Source organism: Lentzea aerocolonigenes, assembly GCF_000955955.1.
Lineage (GTDB): Bacteria > Actinomycetota > Actinomycetes > Mycobacteriales > Pseudonocardiaceae > Lentzea > Lentzea aerocolonigenes_A.
In genome coordinates this window covers 21,155-38,693 of sequence record NZ_JYJG01000244.1, presented here as the reverse complement: position 1 = coordinate 38,693, position 17,539 = coordinate 21,155, and the positions used below count along the sequence as shown (strand labels likewise).

The 17,539-nt window shown below is 69.9% G+C and carries 14 protein-coding genes, 3 tRNA genes and 1 pseudogene; 7 read left to right on the top strand and 11 right to left on the bottom strand.

All coding sequences use genetic code 11. The annotated features are described in order from the left end of the window. Positions 1-45 precede the first annotated feature (45 nt). Together UK23_RS29135 and UK23_RS29130 are read right to left on the bottom strand one after the other, a co-directional pair. Positions 46-786, bottom strand: a complete 741-nt coding sequence (locus tag UK23_RS29135; RefSeq protein WP_045314863.1) for a DUF1684 domain-containing protein — start codon at positions 784-786, stop codon at positions 46-48. Continuing rightward, positions 783-1,757 carry an ArsR/SmtB family transcription factor gene (locus tag UK23_RS29130; protein WP_045314862.1) on the bottom strand — a complete coding sequence of 325 codons (975 nt, stop codon included), beginning with the start codon at positions 1,755-1,757 and terminating at the stop codon, positions 783-785. The genes UK23_RS29135 and UK23_RS29130 overlap by 4 nt, the downstream gene beginning before the upstream one ends. A gap of 58 nt (positions 1,758-1,815) precedes the next feature. On the opposite strand from UK23_RS29130, the pseudogene UK23_RS55100 reads away from it, so the two are divergent. Beyond that, positions 1,816-2,430, top strand: a pseudogene (locus UK23_RS55100) (inositol monophosphatase family protein); the annotation flags it as partial. An 88-nt stretch (positions 2,431-2,518) separates the two neighbouring features. Here the strand turns inward: UK23_RS55100 and UK23_RS51960 are convergent. The 3 genes from UK23_RS51960 to UK23_RS29120 all read right to left on the bottom strand — a co-directional run bounded on the left by UK23_RS51960 (position 2,519) and on the right by UK23_RS29120 (position 2,816). Next, positions 2,519-2,591 (bottom strand) — tRNA-Cys (locus UK23_RS51960). A 73-nt stretch (positions 2,592-2,664) separates the two neighbouring features. Beyond that, positions 2,665-2,741 (bottom strand) — tRNA-His (locus UK23_RS51955). 2 nt (positions 2,742-2,743) lie between these two features. Further along, a tRNA-Gln gene (locus UK23_RS29120) sits at positions 2,744-2,816 on the bottom strand. 298 nt (positions 2,817-3,114) lie between these two features. Here UK23_RS29120 and UK23_RS29115 point away from each other — a divergent pair. After that, the gene (locus UK23_RS29115) at positions 3,115-4,662 is read left to right on the top strand and encodes a glycoside hydrolase family 13 protein (protein ID WP_045314861.1); all 1,548 of its coding nucleotides are present in this window, start codon (positions 3,115-3,117) and stop codon (positions 4,660-4,662) included. A gap of 7 nt (positions 4,663-4,669) precedes the next feature. Here the strand turns inward: UK23_RS29115 and UK23_RS29110 are convergent, their stop codons facing one another. The 5 genes from UK23_RS29110 to UK23_RS29095 form a co-directional block, all read right to left on the bottom strand. Continuing rightward, positions 4,670-6,010 carry a BTAD domain-containing putative transcriptional regulator gene (locus UK23_RS29110; protein WP_045314860.1) on the bottom strand — a complete coding sequence of 447 codons (1,341 nt, stop codon included), beginning with the start codon at positions 6,008-6,010 and terminating at the stop codon, positions 4,670-4,672. Positions 6,011-6,027: 17 nt separating this feature from the next. Then, positions 6,028-6,948 (bottom strand): ArsR/SmtB family transcription factor, encoded by a 921-nt coding sequence (locus tag UK23_RS29105; RefSeq protein WP_045314859.1) that lies wholly within the window; start codon positions 6,946-6,948, stop codon positions 6,028-6,030. A 217-nt stretch (positions 6,949-7,165) separates the two neighbouring features. Then, positions 7,166-7,909: an FAD-dependent oxidoreductase gene (locus UK23_RS29100; RefSeq protein WP_052685161.1), complete on the bottom strand. Its 744-nt coding sequence runs from the start codon at positions 7,907-7,909 to the stop codon at positions 7,166-7,168. After that, positions 7,876-8,301: an FAD-dependent oxidoreductase gene (locus tag UK23_RS51950; RefSeq protein ID WP_052685160.1), complete on the bottom strand. Its 426-nt coding sequence runs from the start codon at positions 8,299-8,301 to the stop codon at positions 7,876-7,878. The genes UK23_RS29100 and UK23_RS51950 overlap by 34 nt, the downstream gene beginning before the upstream one ends. A gap of 12 nt (positions 8,302-8,313) precedes the next feature. Then, positions 8,314-9,066 carry an SDR family NAD(P)-dependent oxidoreductase gene (locus tag UK23_RS29095; protein ID WP_045314858.1) on the bottom strand — a complete coding sequence of 251 codons (753 nt, stop codon included), beginning with the start codon at positions 9,064-9,066 and terminating at the stop codon, positions 8,314-8,316. A 71-nt stretch (positions 9,067-9,137) separates the two neighbouring features. On the opposite strand from UK23_RS29095, the gene UK23_RS29090 reads away from it, so the two are divergent. Beyond that, complete coding sequence (locus UK23_RS29090; RefSeq protein ID WP_052685159.1) at positions 9,138-9,779, top strand: TetR family transcriptional regulator; 642 nt, start codon at positions 9,138-9,140, stop codon at positions 9,777-9,779. On the opposite strand, the gene UK23_RS53005 is transcribed toward UK23_RS29090, so the two are convergent. Continuing rightward, positions 9,764-9,922 carry a hypothetical protein gene (locus tag UK23_RS53005; RefSeq protein ID WP_196777938.1) on the bottom strand — a complete coding sequence of 53 codons (159 nt, stop codon included), beginning with the start codon at positions 9,920-9,922 and terminating at the stop codon, positions 9,764-9,766. The two genes, UK23_RS29090 and UK23_RS53005, sit on opposite strands and share 16 nt — an antisense overlap. A gap of 19 nt (positions 9,923-9,941) precedes the next feature. Here UK23_RS53005 and UK23_RS29085 point away from each other — a divergent pair, with 19 nt between their 5' ends. From UK23_RS29085 to UK23_RS29070, 4 genes are all read left to right on the top strand, one after another. After that, positions 9,942-10,556: a hypothetical protein gene (locus UK23_RS29085; RefSeq protein ID WP_045314857.1), complete on the top strand. Its 615-nt coding sequence runs from the start codon at positions 9,942-9,944 to the stop codon at positions 10,554-10,556. 98 nt (positions 10,557-10,654) lie between these two features. After that, the gene (locus UK23_RS29080; protein WP_082115062.1) at positions 10,655-13,195 is read left to right on the top strand and encodes a glycoside hydrolase family 97 catalytic domain-containing protein; all 2,541 of its coding nucleotides are present in this window, start codon (positions 10,655-10,657) and stop codon (positions 13,193-13,195) included. Next, on the top strand, positions 13,189-16,071 hold the full coding sequence (locus UK23_RS29075; RefSeq protein ID WP_045314855.1) for a discoidin domain-containing protein: 2,883 nt from the start codon (positions 13,189-13,191) through the stop codon (positions 16,069-16,071). Before UK23_RS29080 ends, UK23_RS29075 begins: the two co-directional genes overlap by 7 nt. Beyond that, positions 16,064-17,518, top strand: a complete 1,455-nt coding sequence (locus UK23_RS29070) for a glycoside hydrolase family 88 protein (RefSeq protein ID WP_196777937.1) — start codon at positions 16,064-16,066, stop codon at positions 17,516-17,518. Before UK23_RS29075 ends, UK23_RS29070 begins: the two co-directional genes overlap by 8 nt. Positions 17,519-17,539: the final 21 nt, after the last annotated feature.

Below are 17,539 nucleotides of genomic sequence, written 5' to 3'. Positions count from 1 at the left end.
GTCCCACTGAGCGTGAATCACCCGCCGACGTTCTGGGTCGCGCCGCTAGTAGCGCTCGTGAGGAATCTTCTCGCCCGCCTCGACCTCGAACGGCAGGTGGTTGCCGGCGGGAGGTAGCGGGCAGGTGGCGAAGTCGGTGAACGCGCACGGCAGGTTCGTCGCGCGGTTGAAGTCGAGGAGGACCTTGCCGCCGGTCGGGGTCGCGTTCAGAGATCGGTTCGCCGCGTAGGTGGTCACGCCGCTCGTGGCGTCGGTGAAGAGGATGTTCAGGCCGCCGTTGCGTCCGTTGAACGCCGTCAGCGTGTGCTCGGTGCCGTTGTGCGTGAACCGCACACGGCCTGGTGCCTCGTACACGTGGCTAAGGCCTTCAACGACCGCGCCGACGGTCGTGGGGATCGGAGTGTCGAACGGTTCGTACACACCCTCGAGCACCCACTGCTGCTGCGGCTCGTACGACGGCACGCCGCGGAAGTTCCGCAACACCTCGGCCTTCGGGTCGTGGACGCGGATCAGATAGCCGCCGCGGCGCGCGATCTCGACCTCAACGTCCCCCACGGAGACACGTTCACCGGGGCCGCTCTGCACGAGCTCGAACCGCTGCGTGCCCGCGCCGTCTCGCCAGTACGCCGCGTCGTCGTCTTGCCACCACTCGCCCGGTAGGCCGTCATAGCTGCGTGGGGCCGTCTCCAGCCAGTCGAGCGAGACGAGCGCGAGCCACCCGTACGGGTCGGCCAGACTCTTCTCCCGGTCGGTCTTCCAGGTCTGCCAGTCGTCCGCGAAGCTCATGTCCGGTGAAACGACGGGTCCGGTGCACTGCTTCCCCGTCCCAGTGAATGGGAAACGAGGGCCTCCCCGAGTTCGGTGCGCAGGTAGACGACGCTGCGGCCATGTCGTTGGGAGGCGAGCAGACCGGCATCGCGCAACGCGCGCAGGTGCTGGTTCACCGCGGAGGTCGTGACGCCGGCGTGCCGGGCGATGTCGGTGGAGGACCGCGGTTCGCCCAGTTCGGCGAGCAGGTCGGCACGAACCCGGCCGAGCACGCCCGCCAGTGCCGCGGGACCACGGGCGCGGCCGGACTCCCACACCGTGCCGGCTCCGCGAGCCGCGTAGATCAGCAACGGACGCGCGCCCGGATCCACGGGTACCGCCGTGCGCAGCGCGAACAGGCTGGGAACCAGCGTGATCCCCTGTCCCCCTGCCTCCACCCGCCGCGGCTCGGCGCCCTTGATGAGCACCCGGACGACGGGACTGACGAAGGTGATCCGTTCGGAGATGCCGGAGAACATCGCCGCGAGGCCGTGCTGGACCATCTCGCGGCCCCGGTGCGCGATGTCCGCTTCGAGGATCGCGCGCATCCGGTCCCACTGCCCGGCCAGTGCCACCTGCCAGTAGTTCTCCAGTGCCGTGAGCATCCGGTCGCGGTCCCGCAGCACGGTGGGCACGTCGCCGAGCACCGCGCGGAGGTCGCGTCGCATCGTGCGCGTGGAGACCTCGCGGAGCGCGGCGAACTCGTCCTCGATCCGCGTGAACGGGCTGTGCGGGCGGGGGCTGAGGAAGTCCGGTGTCCAGCCGCGCTCGTTGGACAGCGCCAGCAGGACCTCGGTGTCGACGTCCCGGATCCGGCGGGCGAACGGCAGGTGCAGCGGGTGGCGGGCCGGGTTCTTGAGCACGCGCAGGCTGAGCGTGAGCTCGTTCAGCGGTGAGACGGCGAACCGCACGTCGACCAGGTCGGACTCACCGAGCACGAACTCGATCATGTAGCACAACGCTACATCAGTTACCGGCGGCGAGCACCCGGCGCCAAGCTTCCGGACCATGTGGACCGACATGCGCCTGGCGTTGGACATCGTTCGCCAGGCAGGAGAGATGGCAGAGCAGGCGTTCGGCTCGGACACCGTTCACGTGCGGTACAAGCACGACGGCAGCGTGGTCACGTCGACCGATCTGGCGGTCGAGGACCTGGTGCGCAGACGGCTGGCCGAGGCGGTGCCGGGCGACGGTGTCGCCGGCGAGGAACGCCCGGAGCGGACGGGGACTTCGGGACGGCGCTGGCTGATCGACCCGATCAGCGGCACCGCCCGCTTCGTGGCCGGGAAGCCGACCTACTCGGTGGACCTGGCGATGGAGGACGAACACGGACCGGCGCTCGCGGTGTCCGCGTTGCCGTCGATGGGCATCACGATGGCGGCCGGGCGCGGGATCGGGTGCCGGGTGATCGCGAACGGACGGGAGACCGAGGGCCGGGTGTCCACGCGAGACGCTCTGGACGGAGCCAGGGTGTGCCTGCACGGCAAGAGGAAACCGGTGTTGAGGACATGCGTCGTCGTCGACGGCGACGTGTCGGTGCTGCAACTGGTGACCGGCGAGGTGGACGCGGTGTTCGCCTCGGGCGTGGACCGGTTCGACCTGGCGTGCCTGGCGGTGCTCGTGCGGGAGGCGGGTGGGCGCGTGACGGTGATCGAGGAGGGCGTCGTGCTGGCCACCAACGACGTCCTGCACGACGTGCTCCTCGATCACCTGGAGACCCACCTGGGAGTCGAACCCAGTCCTCCGGCTTTGCAGACCGTCACACGACCGTCGTGACGTGGGTCGTATCGCGCGTCCTGGTGTTGAACCAGGCACCTCGGGCTTATGAGACCCAAGTGATCACCGGATCACGCGCGATGGGGTGACCGACCGGACTCGCACCGGCTTCGACCAGGACCACAACCTGGCGCCTCGACTGCTTCGGCTTCGGTCACAGCTGCCCGTCGAGGACTCGAACCTCGATCTCCGCGTCCAGAGCGCGGCGTCCGTGCCAATTGGACCAACGGGCAACAAAAAAGCCGCCTCGTCGCATCGGCGACGGGACGGCTCCCCGGGACATGAGTCAGCTCATGCCGAGGAGCACCAGTCGTGCTGATGACACATGTGCTGGATCACGGCTGGCTCCCTTCTCCGGTTCGTCGAGATCCACTCTGACGGATGACCCAGGAGTGCCGCAACGCATTTACGCGGCTTGCAAAAGTTTGCAGACCAGCTCCGAATTTCGCGGAAAACCTCATGTTGACTTGCGGAAAACTTTTGCAGCGTCTTTCCTGGACCGCTGACACACCCCACCCGGAAGGCAAGGACATGTCCCAGGACTGGTGGCGGCACGCCGTCATCTACCAGGTCTACGTGCGCAGCTTCGCCGACTCGAACGGCGACGGCGTCGGTGACCTGCCCGGCATCCGCTCACGCCTGCCCTACCTCCGCGACCTGGGCGTCGACGCGGTGTGGATCACGCCGTTCTACGCGTCGCCGATGGCCGACGGTGGGTACGACGTGGCGGACTACCGCGCGGTCGACCCGTTGTTCGGCGGGCTCGACGACGTGCGCGCCCTGGTCGCCGACGCGCACGAACTCGGCATCCGGGTGATCGTCGACATCGTGCCGAACCACAGCTCCGACCAGCACGAGTGGTTCCAGGAGGCGCTGGCCGGGCGTGGCCGCGAGCGCTACATCTTCCGCGACGGCGTGGGCGACCAGCCGCCGAACGACTGGGAGTCGGTGTTCGGCGGCCCGGCGTGGACCCGAGTGGCCGACGGGTCCTGGTACCTGCACCTGTTCGCCCCGGAGCAGCCGGACCTCAACTGGGAGCTGCCCGAGGTGCGCGCGGAGTTCCGCGACGTGCTGCGGTTCTGGCTGGACCTCGGGGTCGACGGGTTCCGGGTGGACGTGGCGCACGGGATGATCAAGGCGCCGGGGCTGCCGGACATCGGGCACGCCGATCAGCTGAAGCTGCTGGGCACCGAGGCGTTGCCGTTCTTCGACCAGGACGGTGTGCACGAGATCCACCGCGAGTGGCGTGCGGTGGTGGATTCCTACGAGGGCGAACGGGTTCTCGTGGCGGAGGCGTGGACGCCTTCCGCCGAACGCACCGCGCTGTACCTGCGCGACGACGAGATGCACCAGGCGTTCAACTTCCACTACCTCACCGCCGAGTGGACGTCCGAGGCGTTGCGCGCGGTGATCGACTCGTCGTTGGCCGCCGTGGCTCCTGTTGGTGCGCCTACTACTTGGGTGCTGTCCAACCACGACGTGCAACGGCACGTGACGCGGTACGGCGGCGGCGAGACCGGTGTGCGGCGGGCGCGCGCTGCTCTCGCGTTGATGCTGGCGTTGCCGGGGTCGGTGTACCTGTACCAGGGTGAGGAGCTCGGGCTGCCCGAGGTGCTCGATCTGCCGGACGAGGTGCTGCAGGACCCGATGTGGGAACGTTCCGGACACACCGAGCGCGGTCGTGACGGCTGCCGCGTTCCGTTGCCGTGGGCGGCTTCCGGGCCGTCGCTCGGGTTCGGATCGGGCGGGTCGTGGCTGCCGCAGCCTGCCGACTGGGCGAAGCTCAGCGTGGAGGCGCAGGCGGGCGACCAGGACTCGATGTTGTCCTTCTACCGCAACGCTTTGCGCGTCCGTCGCGAGCACCCGGCGCTCGGTGCGGGTGACGGTGTCGAGTGGGTCGACGGGCCCGCGGACGTGCTGTGGTTCCAGCGCGGCGACTTCGTGTGCGCGGTGAACCTGTCCGGTGAGGTCGTCGCACTGCCGGATCCGGGTGCGGTGCTGCTGGCGTCGTCGTACTACGGCGTGCGGGACGGGCAGCTGCTCCTCCCGCCGGACACCGCCCTGTGGTGGGAGGTCTGACCAGCGTTCAGCTGATGCGGCGCATCGAGGCCTGCACGACCTCACGGACAGCCTGCTCGCCGGCCCGTGCGAGGTCGGCGAGCACCTGCACCTCACGGGCCTGCGCACGGCGGCGGCCTGCGTCACGGGCAGGTGCACGCACCTGCCCGATGCCCGCCGAGATCGAGGCGGTCGGGTCGATGCGGTGCGAGAGCACGTAGTCCGCAGCGGCCTCGGCCGCGCGTCCGAGCTTTTCCAGCACGAACCCGCGGAGGTGTGCGGCCCGGGCCGCACCCCAACCACCCAGTGACATGCCGTGCGCGTAGGCATCCAGCGCGTCGTCCAGCCGGCCGCACGCCACCAACGCGTCGCCGCGCAACGCCCACGTCCGATCGTCGCCGGGACTCAAGGACACCAGTTCGTCGGTGTACCCGACCGCGCGCTCGCCGAGGCCGATCGTCAGGTGGGTCTGCACGAGGAAGCAGTACAGCGCGTAGGCCTCGTCGGCCCACGCCAGCTGGTCGAGCTCCGAGGAGGGGTCCGGCGCGACCGACGTCAGGCACTCCAGCGCGCGGCCGAGCAGCCGGTGAGTCTCCCCGATGTCGCGCCGCACGAAGGGAACCGCCGCGAGCGCCCGGTGCAGCCGGGCGCGCTGCAGCATCCCGGCGAAACCCTTCGCCGGCAGCTCCGAGGACGCCTTCACCGCCAGCGCGGCGGCCGCCTGCATCGAGGTGGAGTCGGCGCCGCGGGCGGCGTTGCGGAACACCACGAACAACGCCAGCTCCCGCCGCACCGGAGCAGGGAGCCCTGACCGCGCGCCGCGCAGGGCGATCGCCTCCACCACGGAGGCCGGCACGTGGCAGCGCAGCACCGCGAGCTGCTCCATCGCCAGCTCCGGGGAGAGCACGTGGTGGCGGGCGTCGATGACGGAGAGCCCGATCGCCGAGGCCGCGCGCTGCGGATATCCCAGGCGCAGCAACAGATCGCAGGCGACCCGGCGCTCGGCCGTGCGCAGCGGACCACCAGCGCGTTCGTGCACCCGCCACCACAGCTCGGAGGCGAGGTCGACCGGGAAGGTCGTCATGTCCGCACCCACGCCGTCGAGCCGTCCCCAGCTGGCCGCGGTCAGCAACCGCAGCTGGGCGGACGGCGGCGGTTCGAACCGGGGCACCCCGGCGGAAGTACCGGAAACGAACGCCACAGCCATCGCGTGCGTGATCCGGGCGTGCAGAGCAGACGTGACAACAGGAGCGGCAAGGCCCGCGTAGACACCACAGGCGACGGGGACCTGGGCCGTGAGCAGGGCGCGCAGCCGAGCAGCCAGCGCGCGGGGACTCGGGTCGGTGCGGTACCGCGGCAGTGCGGTCATGCGGGCCTCCGAGAGGATCAATTCAGCAGTTCCCAGCCGCGTCTGGTCAGGCGGTGGCGGACCGACCGGCCGTTGCGGTGGGTGGACACGAACCCCGCGGTGCGCAGGGCCGTCGCGTGCTGTGACGCGGTGGGCAGGCTGATGCCCACGTGCTTGGCGAGCTCGGTCGTGGTGCGCTCGGAGGTCAGCGCCCGCAGCACCAACGTGCGGGTGCGCCCGAGAGCCAGCTCCAGGCTCGCGCCGCTCGGCTGCGGTGCCGCCACCGGGTAGAACAGCAGCGGCTGCGGCTCTGCGAACATCGACACCGCCGGGCGGGTCAGGCCGTTCAGCACCGGCACGATCAGCATCCCGGTGCCGCGCAACGAGATCTCGGTGTCCCAGCCCAGCTCGACGTGCAGCGCGGGCGAGGTCCACGAGATCGACGGGTGCAGGTTGCCGAGCAGGTCCCCCAGCCCGCGCGACACCGCCTGCGACGACCGCAGCCGCACCTCGGCGTCGAACGCCTGGCGCGTCTCCGGCCAGTTGCTGCCGAGCAGGTCGCGGAAGCCCGTGTTCAACGCGGAACGCAGGTCGTGGCGCGAGGTCGGGGTGCCGGCCGCGAACGACCGCAGCCACGGCGACGTCGTGCCCAGCATGCTCGCGATCTGGTCGCGCACCCTCGTGGAAGGCGTGTCGAGCACCTGGCGCACGGCCTCGTCGAAGTCGGGGCGCGCGGAGTTGAAGAAGTCCGGGATGAACCGGCCCGGTCTGACCAGTTCGGCGAGCGGCCGGATCTGCGGCAGCAGCAGGCGGTCCCAGGTCCCGCTGTGCACCGTGAACACCAGCTCGTACATCGGCAGCGGCGCCGGTGCGAACCGGGTTCGCGCGAGATCTTCCAACTCGAAGAGAATCGTCAGTCCGCGGCCTTTGGGCGCGGGTTCCGACAACACGATCGGCATTTGGCTCCCCCCGGAGTACTACCACTTCCGAAGGTACGCAGATCTCGTTGTCCGGTGTCAGTGTTGTTCCACTTGACAACGTTCTGTGGACAACCTCAGACGAGTGGCCCCGGCTGCTCGGTGAGCTTCAGCAGCAGGTCACGGGTGCGCGCGGCTGCCTCGATCACTTCACGGCGAGTGCGGGACGCATTTGCGCTGTTCTCCGGGCACCACGCCGCTACACGGCTCCCGTGAAGTGGTCCAGCAGCGGTTGTGCGCCCTCCGCGCTCAGCAGCAGTTCACCACCGGCGTTCGCCTGCTCGATCACGCCGGTCATGCGGTCGAGCATCGAGCGTTCGAACGCCGCGATCGCCTCATCGAGGGTGCCGTGCTCCGGAGCGAACAGCGCGCGAACCAGTTCGACGCTGTCGAGCAGCGCCATGTTCACGCCCTCCCCGCCGAACGGTGGCATGACGTGCGCGGCGTCGCCGAGCAGCGTGAGCGCGGAGTGCGGCGCCCATCGCTGGTGCGCGGGCATGCCGTAGAGCGGCCAGTAGGCGAAGGTGTCGATCTCGTCGAGGACCGCCAGCAGGTCGGGGTTCCACCCGTCGAAGGTCGTGCGCAGGCGCCGGCGGATCGCGGCCGAGTCCTCGAACCACGCACCCTGCGACCTGGACGGATCTTCCGGCGTGCGGACCGCGAAGTAGACGCGGATGGACCGGTCGGCGGCGCGCTGGGCGAGGATCGCCCTGTTGTCGCCGAGTGCGTGCAGGATGCCCTCGCCGGTGTGCCGGGCCACGAACGACTCAGGTCCGGTGACGTCGCCGTGGACGAACGTGATGCCGCAGTAGGCGGGCTGCACGTCGGTGACGAGCGGGCGGGCCTTCGAGCGGACGCCGTCGCAGGCGATCACGAGGTCCGCGTCGAGGTGGCCGCCGCCGGTGAGGCTCACGCGGTGCCGGCCGTCCGGCAACGGCGACACCCCGGCGATGTCAGCGCCCCAGGTGATCGTGCCGGGCGGCAGCGAGTCGAGCAGAAGCTGCCGGAGCTGCAGGCGGTCGATCTCCGGCCGGTACTCGCCTTCCCCTCGTCGACCACCTGCCGCACCGTGCCGTCCGGGTCCATGAGGCACAGGCGCTGGCCGAGCGGGCGGGCGAGCTCCTCGAACTTCTCGCCGAGCCCCATCTCCCGCAACGCCAGCTGCCCTCCGTGCTCGCCGAGGTCGAGGCTGCCGCCCTGGGAACGGGCGTGCGGTCCTGCGTCGCGTTCCAGCACGCGCGGTGACAGGCCGCGCAGGTGCAGCAGCCGCGCGACGGCGAGCCCGGCAGGCCCGCCGCCGAGGATGACGATGTCCGCAGTGGACAGTCCAGACATGGTTCTTCTCCTTCAGATCTGGGCGAGGCCGCCGTCGACGACGATTTCCGAGCCGGTGATGTACGAGGCGCCGGCACCCGCGAGGAACAGCACCGCGTGCGCGACGTCCTCCGGCCGGCCCCAGCGCGCCATCGGCACGGTGCCGGTCACGTAGTCGTCGATCGCGGCCTGCATCTCCGGGTCCGCCTGCGCGGTGAGCGGTGTGGCGATGCAGCCGGGCGTGACGGCGTTGACGCGCACTCCCCTGCTCAGCACCGCCTCGTCGAGCGCGAGCGTGCGCACGAGGCTGCGCACGGCGGCCTTGCTCGCCGCGTACAGCGGATCCCCCGGCCGCCCCTTGGCTTCCGCCACCGAACTGGTGACGACCACCGATGCGCCCGCGCGCAGCAGCGGCAACAACTTGACCACCACGAAGAACACGCTCTTGACGTTCGTCGCCATCATGAGCTCGTAGTCGTGCTCGAGGGTTTCGAGGATCGGCGGTGCGTCGGAGCGCCCTGCATTGGCGAACAGCAGGTCGGCCTGGCCGAACCTGTCGCGCACCTCGGCCGCCACCCGCTCGGCGCCCGCGACGGTCGCGAGATCCGCCGCCACCGCGTGCACCGCACCACCGATCCGATTCGCGGCCGACCTCAGCTTTCCGGCGTCACGGCCGACGATCACCACCTCGTAGCCGCTCCGCACGAGCTCGGCAGCGGTGGCCAGGCCGATCCCGCTGCTCCCGCCCGTCACCACCGCGACCTGCCCCGTCCCGTTCTGCGTCATGACTACAGTGAACCACAAAAGTAACTGAGTTACTTTTCTTACTGAGATTCGTCCCGTGTTACGGTGCCGGAATGCCAGGTGACGACGCGCGGCCGAGCCTGCGAGAGCGCAAGAAGCTGCTCACCCGGCAAGCGCTCGTGGACGCGTCGGAGGCCATGTTCGCGGCGCGGGGGTTCGACAACGTCACCGTCGCGGAGATCGCCGACGCGGTGAACATCGCGGCCAAGACCGTGTTCGTCTACTTCCCCACCAAGGAGGACCTCGTCTTCCACGACGAGGACGAGGTGCTGCGCAGCCTGGTCGGCCACATCCGCGACCGCGCGGCAGGCCAGACGCCGCTCGACGCGGTCGTGAGCATGCTGAGAGAGACGATGACCGCGAGCCCCGCGGGCCCCGTCGCCGACTTGGAACGCCTGCACCGCACGGTCAGCGACAGCGCGAGCCTCAAGGCGCGAATGCGCTTGATGTGGGAACGCTTCGAGGTGGCCGTCGCGGCAGAACTGGCCGAGGAGACCGGCGAACCGGCGCACTCGCCCCGCCCGCGCATCGCCGCGGCCCAGCTCGTGATGATCTACCGCACCATGGCCTCACCCGAGGTGATGGCCTACCTGCACGCGCATCCCGAGACCGGCCGCCGCGCGGCGTTCAGCCGGTGGCTCACCGAGGCCGGGGCCATGGTGGGCGGGGGCATCGGCGACTACGGCAGGCGCTGAGCCTCGGCGAGCCGTTCGTGCAGACGCTCCCTGACCTGGTCCGGGGTGTAGGCGGCGCGGCGGCGCTGGTTGCGGGCCACGGCCACGCCGCTCGCCGCGACACCCGCGAATGCGGCCAGACCGATCACCTTCCACAGCTTCATGTGCCTAGGCTAGCGAGTTATGCCGACTTCCCTGGACCGAGCCGTCGAGATGACCCGCACCGGTGACGTGTGGGTGTTCCGCGGCCGCAGCCCCGCGGACCGGGCCATCCAGGCCATGACGAACAGCCCGGTCAACCACGTGGGCATGGCCGTCGTCATCGACGACCTGCCGCCGCTGATGTGGCACGCCGAGCTCGGCAAGTCGCTCAAGGACATGTGGAGCGGCACGCACCAGCGCGGCGCGCAGCTGCACGACCTGCGTGACGCGGTGGTGACGTGGCACGACAAGTACGGGCAGCGGGCGTGGTTGCGGCAGCTCGACCACGCCGTGACGCGCGAGATGGAGGACGCCGCGCTGAGGACGGTGGCGCGGCTGGACGGCACGCCGTTCCCCTCGACCGCGAAGCTCGCCTCGCGGTGGCTGCGCGGGCGGGTTCCGTTGCGTCCCAAGGGTGATGCGTCGCTGGAGAGCGCCTTCTGCGCCGAGATCGTCGCCGTGACGTACGAGGAGATGGGACTGCTGCCCAAGCGCCGGCCCAACTGGTACGACCCCGGCAAGTTCTGGAGCGGCGACGACCTGGAGCTGCTGGAGGGCGCGAAGCTCGGCCCGGAGATCGAGATCGTCGTGATGTGACCGGATGTCCGCAACGGGACTGATAAATATCAGCCCCTTGACCGGCGTCGCTCGGCCCTCAGACCATGGGAGCGGTCTCACACTGGGAGCTGACAACGATGTCACGACTGCTCGCGATCGTGCTCGCCCTGCTGTTGCCCGCCGTGCCCGCTACTGCCGCACCATCGGCCTGGACCGTCGCCGGACCAGGCCAGGTCACCGCCAAAGTTGCCTTGAGCAGCGGAAACGTGACGCTGGCCGTGTTGCGTCATGGCAGAACCGTCCTGCAGCCCGCTCCCGTCGGCCTCACGACGTCCACCGCCGACCTCACGAAGGGCCTGACGTTCACCGGGCGCTCTGACCGCGTTGTCATCGAGCGCTACGAGATGTCGACCGGCAAACGGCTGCACCGCTCCACCCGGATGACCGAGACACGGCTGGGCTTCCGCAACTCCACCGGAACGTTCGACCTGGTCGTGCGCGCGGCTCCGGACGGTGTCGCCTACCGCTACGTGCTGCCGGACGCCGCCACCGTCACCGGGGAGGCGTCGTCGTTCATCCTCCCCGCCGACTCGAAGGCGTGGCTGCTCCCCTACAACGCCTGGTACGAGGCCAACCGCGTGCGCACGACGGCGGGTGCGGCGAGCGGTGAGTTCGGCTACCCGTCGCTCTTCCAGACCGGTGGCGACTTCGCGCTGCTCACCGAGTCCGATGTGGACGGCAGGTACTCCGGCAGCAGGTTGCGCAAGAACGGCAACGGGTTCCAGGTCGTGCTGGCCGACGCGCGGGCCGAGTCGACCGGGACCACGCCGTGGCGCACGGCGATCGTCGGCGACCTGGCCACCGTCAGCACGTCCACGCTGGTCGACGACCTGGCGACGCCCGCGCTGCTGAGCGACAGGTCGTGGATCAAACCGGGCAAGGTCGCGTGGTCGTGGCTGAGCGAGCACTCCAGCCCGGGTGATTTCGCGCGGCAGAAGCAGTACGTGGACTTCGCCGCGCGCAACGGCTGGGAGTACGCGCTGGTCGACGAGGGCTGGAGCGCGCAGTGGGTGCCGGAGCTGATCCGGTACGCCCGCGCGCGGGGCGTGGACATCCTGTTGTGGCTGCGGTGGAGCGACCTCGACACGCCGCAGGAACGCGACACCGTGCTGCCCAGGATCAAGCAGTGGGGTGCGAAGGGCGTGAAGCTCGACTTCATGGAGTCCGACTCGCAGGACCGTTACCGTTGGTACGACGCGGTTCTGCGCAAGACGGCCGATCTGCAGCTGATGGTCAACTTCCACGGCTCCACGATCCCGCACGGCCTGGCCCGCACCTGGCCGCACGTGATGACGATGGAGGGTGTGCGCGGAGCCGAGAACATGCCGCCCGCCGCCAACAACCCGGTGCAGTTCTTCACCCGCAACGTCGCCGGCTCGATGGACTACACGCCGGTGTCCCTGGAAGTCGGGACGAGGGAAGCCTCGATCGCGCACGAGACCGCACTGCCGGTCGTGTACGAGTCGGGCTGGACGCACTTCGCGGACAAACCCGAGGCGTACGAACGGCATCCGCAAGCGCTGCGCTATCTCGACCAGCTGCCGACGGTCTGGGACGAGACGCGGCTGCTCGACGGCGACCCGGACACGCACGCCGTCGTCGCCCGGCGCAGCGGCGACCGGTGGTTCGTCGGCGGCATCGCCACCGACGAGCGCACTCTCAAGGCACAGCTCGGTTTCCTCGGCGGCGGGCAGTGGCTGGTCGAGACGGTCCGCGACCCGGCCACCCGCGCCGACGTCGTGCGTGACCGGCAGGTCCTGCGCAACACCGACACCCTCAGCGTTCCCGTCCGGCGCAACGGCGGGTTCGCGGCGATCATCTGCCGCAACGGGCCGACGTGCGACCAGCCGATCCGCCAGGTCCCGAAGACGACGCTGACCGTCACACCAGCCTCCGCCGACGTCCCGCCCGGCTCGGCCGTCGACGTGTCCGGCACGTTCACCAACGGGGACACCGAAATCCGTGACGTCGAGCTGACCGCCATCGCGCCCACGGGCTGGACGGTGACCGGACCGGCGGTGCAGCGGCGCAAGCTCGCGCCGGGCGAGTCGATCAACGGCAGCTGGCAGCTCACGGCCGACGGTCCGACCGGGCCGGTCGACGTGCCGATCGTCGCGACCTTCGGCCAAGGCGTGCACGTGGAGCAGGCCGTCAAGGCGTTCGTGCCTCCCCCGGTCCCGGCTGATGGCGCGCGGGTCAGCGACCTGCCGTTCATGAGCGAGACCAACGGGTGGGGACCGGTCGAACGTGACCGCTCCAACGGCGAGAACTCCGGTGGCGATGGCACGGCGCTGTCCATCGGTGGTGTCACGTATGCCAAGGGACTCGGCGTGCACGCGCCGTCCGAGGTCTCGGTCTACCTCGGCCGCGACTGCGCGCGGTTCAGCGCGAGGATCGGCCTCGACGACGAGACCAGGGAGCCGGGCTCGGTGGCGTTCCAGGTGTTCGGCGACGACAAACCGTTGTACGACAGCGGTGTGCTGCATGGCAAGGGCGCGGCGGCGCCGATCGACGTGGACGTGACGGGAGTCCGGATGCTGAGCCTGCGTGTCACCGACGGCGGGGACGGTCGGAACTTCGACCACGCGGACTGGGCGGAGGCGGCGCTGACGTGCTGATCAACCGCAGGCAGTTCCTGTACGCCACGGGTTTGCTGGCCGCCGCACCGAGCATCGCGCTCGCTCAGGTGAAGGACACCTACTACGAGGTGCTGCTGCGGCACACGAGGTGGGCCGAGACGCAGTACGACCCGGTCGCGGGCCGGTACCGGCGCACCGACTTCGGGTTCGCGGTCGTGCTCGGCAACGCCGTCCTGCTCACGCGCGGCACCTACGACGCGACGCTGGCGGGCGTCGAGAAAGACGTGCTGCGTCAGCACACCCTCGCGACGATCAAGCACTACGCCGCGAGCAACGTGCTGGCCGGCGGCACCGAGTGGGGCAAAACCCTGTTCTGGGACACCACTTTCCAGTCCTACTTCGTGCTCGCCGCTCGCCTGCTCTGGACCGAACTGGACGCGGCGACCCGCTCGAACGTCGAGGCGATCGCGCGTGGCCAGGCCGACTACACGACGTCGCTCGGCACCGGCAACGACCCGCGTTCGGGCAGTTGGACCCCGAACGGCCTGGCCGGCGGCTATCGCGGCGACACCAAGCTGGAGGAGATGGGTGTCTACGCCCAGTCGCTCGCACCGGGTCTCGCCTGGCACGGCGACGGACCAGGCTGGCGCGAGGCGTTCGGCCGCTGGAGCCGCAACGAGGCCGGGCTGCCGGCAGCCGACCTCGCCAACCCATCCACAGTGGACGGTGTGCCGATCTCGGTCAACACCGCGGCCAACCTCCACGGCACGTTCATCGTCGAGAACCACGGCTCGTTCGGCCCGCACTACCAGTCGGAACTGTGGCGCACGTCCGGCCGCAACGCCATCCACTTCCTGCTCGCGGGTCGTCCTCTGCCCGAGGTGCTCATCAAGCAGCCCAACGGGGAACTGCTGTGGCGCACCATCCTCGCGACGATGAGCGACGCCGGTGAGCCGCTGATGCCGATGGTCGACGACCGCGAGCACCTGTACGGCCGCGACGTCATCCCGCTCGCGTTCCGCTCGACCGTGCTGCGGGACCCGATGGCCGCGTGGGCCGAGGCGGCACTGGCGTCCCGGCTGCTCGCCTACCAGGCACATCCGCCGCAGTACCGGCTCGCGAAGTTCTCCGGCGAGGCCAAGTACGAGCCGGAAGCCCGCGCGGAGCTCGCGATCAGTTATCTCCTGCACGAACTGCGCCCGCCGGTCGCTCCTGCGCCGGACTTCTTCGCACGGGCGGCGCTGGCGATCGACCACGGCGCCGAGCCCGGTCTGCTGGCCCACCAGTCCGCCGCCGCGTGGGCGGGCACGGTGACCAAGCCGGGGTTCACGAAGTTCGCGTGGCAGCCCGCGCACGACGACTGGCTGTTCAAGATCAGCGGGTCCACGCCGATGCTGCTGCCGTCCGCTGCTGTCACCGGTCGCAACGTCGTTGTGTACCAAGGGGTTCGAGACGGCTTTGACGGCACGGCGAGCCTGCTGGCGTTCGCGGACGGGTTCGCCGGCACCGCCACCCTGCCGACCGGCACGGTCGTGTGCGCCCTCCCCCGGCCTGGACGGGTGGACGTGCACAACCTCGCGATGGCCGGGATGTCCGGACTGACGGGTGCTCGCACGTACACGGGTGCCGCGGGCAGGGTCGTGGTCAAGGCGCGCGAGGCGTTCCGGGTCGACGAGCTGACGTTTCCGGCGGTGAATGCACGGCACGTCCGGATGGTCGGGGTGCGGCCGCATCCCACCTACGGCTACTCGTTGTTCGACTTCGAAGTGGACGGCTCACGCGGTGTGCGGACCACGGCGTCGTCGTTCGACACCGGCTACGAACCGGCCAAGGCCACGGACGGCGATCCGGCCACGCGCTGGGCGGTCGCACGCGCCGAACGCGGCCGTGCGGACAGCTGGCTCGCGGTCGACCTGGGCACGTCCACGAAGGTGGGCCGAGCGCGGTTGCGCTGGGAGACTGCGGCAGCGGGCGCGTATCGGATCCAGACGTCGAACGACGGCACCACGTGGACGACGGTGGCCGAGTACCCGCGGCCGGACCTCAGCACGGCGGGCTGGCTCGACGTCGACGGACGGGCGGGGTTCGTCGCCCGCTCGTCCGAGCCGATCACGGTGCAGGGTGACACGATCATCCTGCCGCCGGGAGTCGTCGAGGGTTATGTGCGGGCCGACCTGCGGTCGATCTCGTCGCAACCGGTACCGGAATGCCCGCCCCGGGTGCGGGCGAGCACCGCGGACGGCTTCCTCAGCCTCTTCAACCTGTCGGACACCGATGTCACCGGAACGGTCCGGCTGCGCGGCACCCGGCTGTACCGGGGCACCCAGGTCACCACGTCCGACGGCACGGAGTACGCGCTCACCCTGCCCGCCGCCACCGCCAGGGTCGAGGCGCCGTGGTTCACCGCCCAAGGCATCCCAGCAGGCATCACGGCCGTGGTGCACGACGCACGACGGGTCACGTTCCGCGGCGGCCCTGCCCGGTTCACCCTGACCCATCGCGACGGCGCCACGCTGGCGATCGTGCTCGGGCGCTCCGAACGCACGGTGACCATGCCCGGCGCGCAGGCATTTCCGTTCAACGACCTCGCGCTCGGCCGCGTCACGTTCCCGAACTCGGTCCTGCCACCCGGTATGAGCGATCCGGCCGCGGCGGTCGACGGTTCGCCGCAGACCGCCTGGACTCCAGGGCGCAACGGCCGGATGGTCGTCGACCTCGGCGCGGTGCGCCGCGCCAAGGTCAGTCTGAAGTGGACAGAAGGACCCGTGCCGCCGCACACCGTCACGTACAGCGCAGACGGCAGGACCTACGGACCGGCCACAACCGCCAGGTACGTGGCGGTCTCGACCGGATGGCGGCCAGGACAGGCGTCGCTCAAGAGCATCTCGGTGACCGAAGGGGATCCCGTTGGCTGACAAGAAAGCCGTGTGGCTGGTCGCGCTCACCCTGACCGCCCTCGCCACACCGGTGGCCAATGCCGCGACCACCATCTACGAAGCCGAACACGCCGCACGGACAAGCGGAGTCGTCGAGTCCAACCACGACGGCTACACCGGAACAGGTTTCGTCAACTACGACAACGTGATCGGCAGCTCGGTCGAGTTCACCGCCTACACCGCGCACACCGCTGCGCACGACCTGGTCTTCCGCTACGCCAACGGAACGACAGCCGACCGGCCGCTGGAGATCACCGTCGACGGCACGCCCGCCACTGTCTCGTTCGAGAGCACCGGCGCGTGGACGACGTGGGCGACCAGGACACTCAGTCTCGAGCTGCCGCAAGGAACCCACACGATCCGCGCCACCGCCACGACGGCCGAGGGCGGCCCGAACCTCGACTCCCTGACCGTCGTGAACTCCATCAACGCCCCGAGCCCGCGCGACTGGTCGACGGCCGTCGTCGACTCGGCGATCGCGACCCGTCCGGCGACCTCGCTCGGCCTGGGCTACACCGACACGCTGTTCCTGCACAGCGTGTACCTGGTGCACCAACGCACAGGCCGTTACCTCGACTACCTCAAGGCGTGGGGCGACGCGCGGGTGCGGGCCGACGGCAGCACCGGCAACCCGTACAACGACCTCGACAGCATGCTGGCGGGCAACATCTTCCTCGACCTCGCCCAGGCGACCGGCGAACAACGCTACCGCCTGGCCGCCCAGCGCATCCGCGACCGCATCGCCACCTACCCGCGCACGTCCGACGGCGGCCTGATCCACAACGTCGCACTCACCGGCCAACTCTGGGCCGACGGGGTGTTCATGGCTCAGCCGTTCCTCGCGCGTGCGGGCGACGTCGACACCGCCACCCACCAACTCTCCCTGTACTACCAGCACCTGAAGAACCCGGAAGGCCTGCTGCGGCACGCCTACAACGAGCGGACCGGACAGTCGCCAGAGGTCTGGTGCCGCGCGGTCGGCTGGTTCGGCATGGCCACCGTGGACGTGCTGCGGCTCGTGCCGCGCGACCACCCGGACCGCGCCACACTCGTGGAGATCGTCCGGCACCTCGCGGACGGGTACCGGCGGTTCCAGGACGCGAGCGGTCTGTGGTTCCAGCTTCCCCTCAAGCCGCAGGTGTCCGGCAACTGGCTGGAGACGTCGTGTTCGAGCATGTACGCGTACACGATCTCGCGGGCGGTCAAACAACACGTGCTGAGCCCGTCGTACCTGCCGGTCGCCCGTCGCGGCTATCGGGGAGTGCTCGGCAACGTCTCGATCGGGTCTGACGGACGGACCGCCATCACTGACATCAGCGTCGGCACCAGCGTGGGCGACGAAGCCTACTACCTGCGCCGGCCCCGTGCGGTGAACGACTTCCACGGCCTGGGTGCGTTCCTGCTGATGAACGAGGAGATGGTTTAGCGCCTGAATAGTTGGCAAACC

Bases quoted from the DNA above. Each gene is read 5' to 3' on its own strand.
- UK23_RS29130 (WP_045314862.1), bottom strand. From the start codon at position 1,757: ATGATCGAGTTCGTGCTCGGTGAGTCCGACCTGGTCGACGTGCGGTTC.
- UK23_RS29085 (WP_045314857.1), top strand. From the start codon at position 9,942: ATGCCGACTTCCCTGGACCGAGCCGTCGAGATGACCCGCACCGGTGAC.
- UK23_RS29105 (WP_045314859.1), bottom strand. From the start codon at position 6,948: ATGCCGATCGTGTTGTCGGAACCCGCGCCCAAAGGCCGCGGACTGACG.
- UK23_RS53005 (WP_196777938.1), bottom strand. From the start codon at position 9,922: ATGAAGCTGTGGAAGGTGATCGGTCTGGCCGCATTCGCGGGTGTCGCG.
- UK23_RS29080 (WP_082115062.1), top strand. From the start codon at position 10,655: ATGTCACGACTGCTCGCGATCGTGCTCGCCCTGCTGTTGCCCGCCGTG.
- UK23_RS29135 (WP_045314863.1), bottom strand. From the start codon at position 786: ATGAGCTTCGCGGACGACTGGCAGACCTGGAAGACCGACCGGGAGAAG.
- UK23_RS29090 (WP_052685159.1), top strand. From the start codon at position 9,138: ATGCCAGGTGACGACGCGCGGCCGAGCCTGCGAGAGCGCAAGAAGCTG.
- UK23_RS29095 (WP_045314858.1), bottom strand. From the start codon at position 9,066: ATGACGCAGAACGGGACGGGGCAGGTCGCGGTGGTGACGGGCGGGAGC.
- UK23_RS29110 (WP_045314860.1), bottom strand. From the start codon at position 6,010: ATGACCGCACTGCCGCGGTACCGCACCGACCCGAGTCCCCGCGCGCTG.
- UK23_RS29115 (WP_045314861.1), top strand. From the start codon at position 3,115: ATGTCCCAGGACTGGTGGCGGCACGCCGTCATCTACCAGGTCTACGTG.
- UK23_RS51950 (WP_052685160.1), bottom strand. From the start codon at position 8,301: ATGTCTGGACTGTCCACTGCGGACATCGTCATCCTCGGCGGCGGGCCT.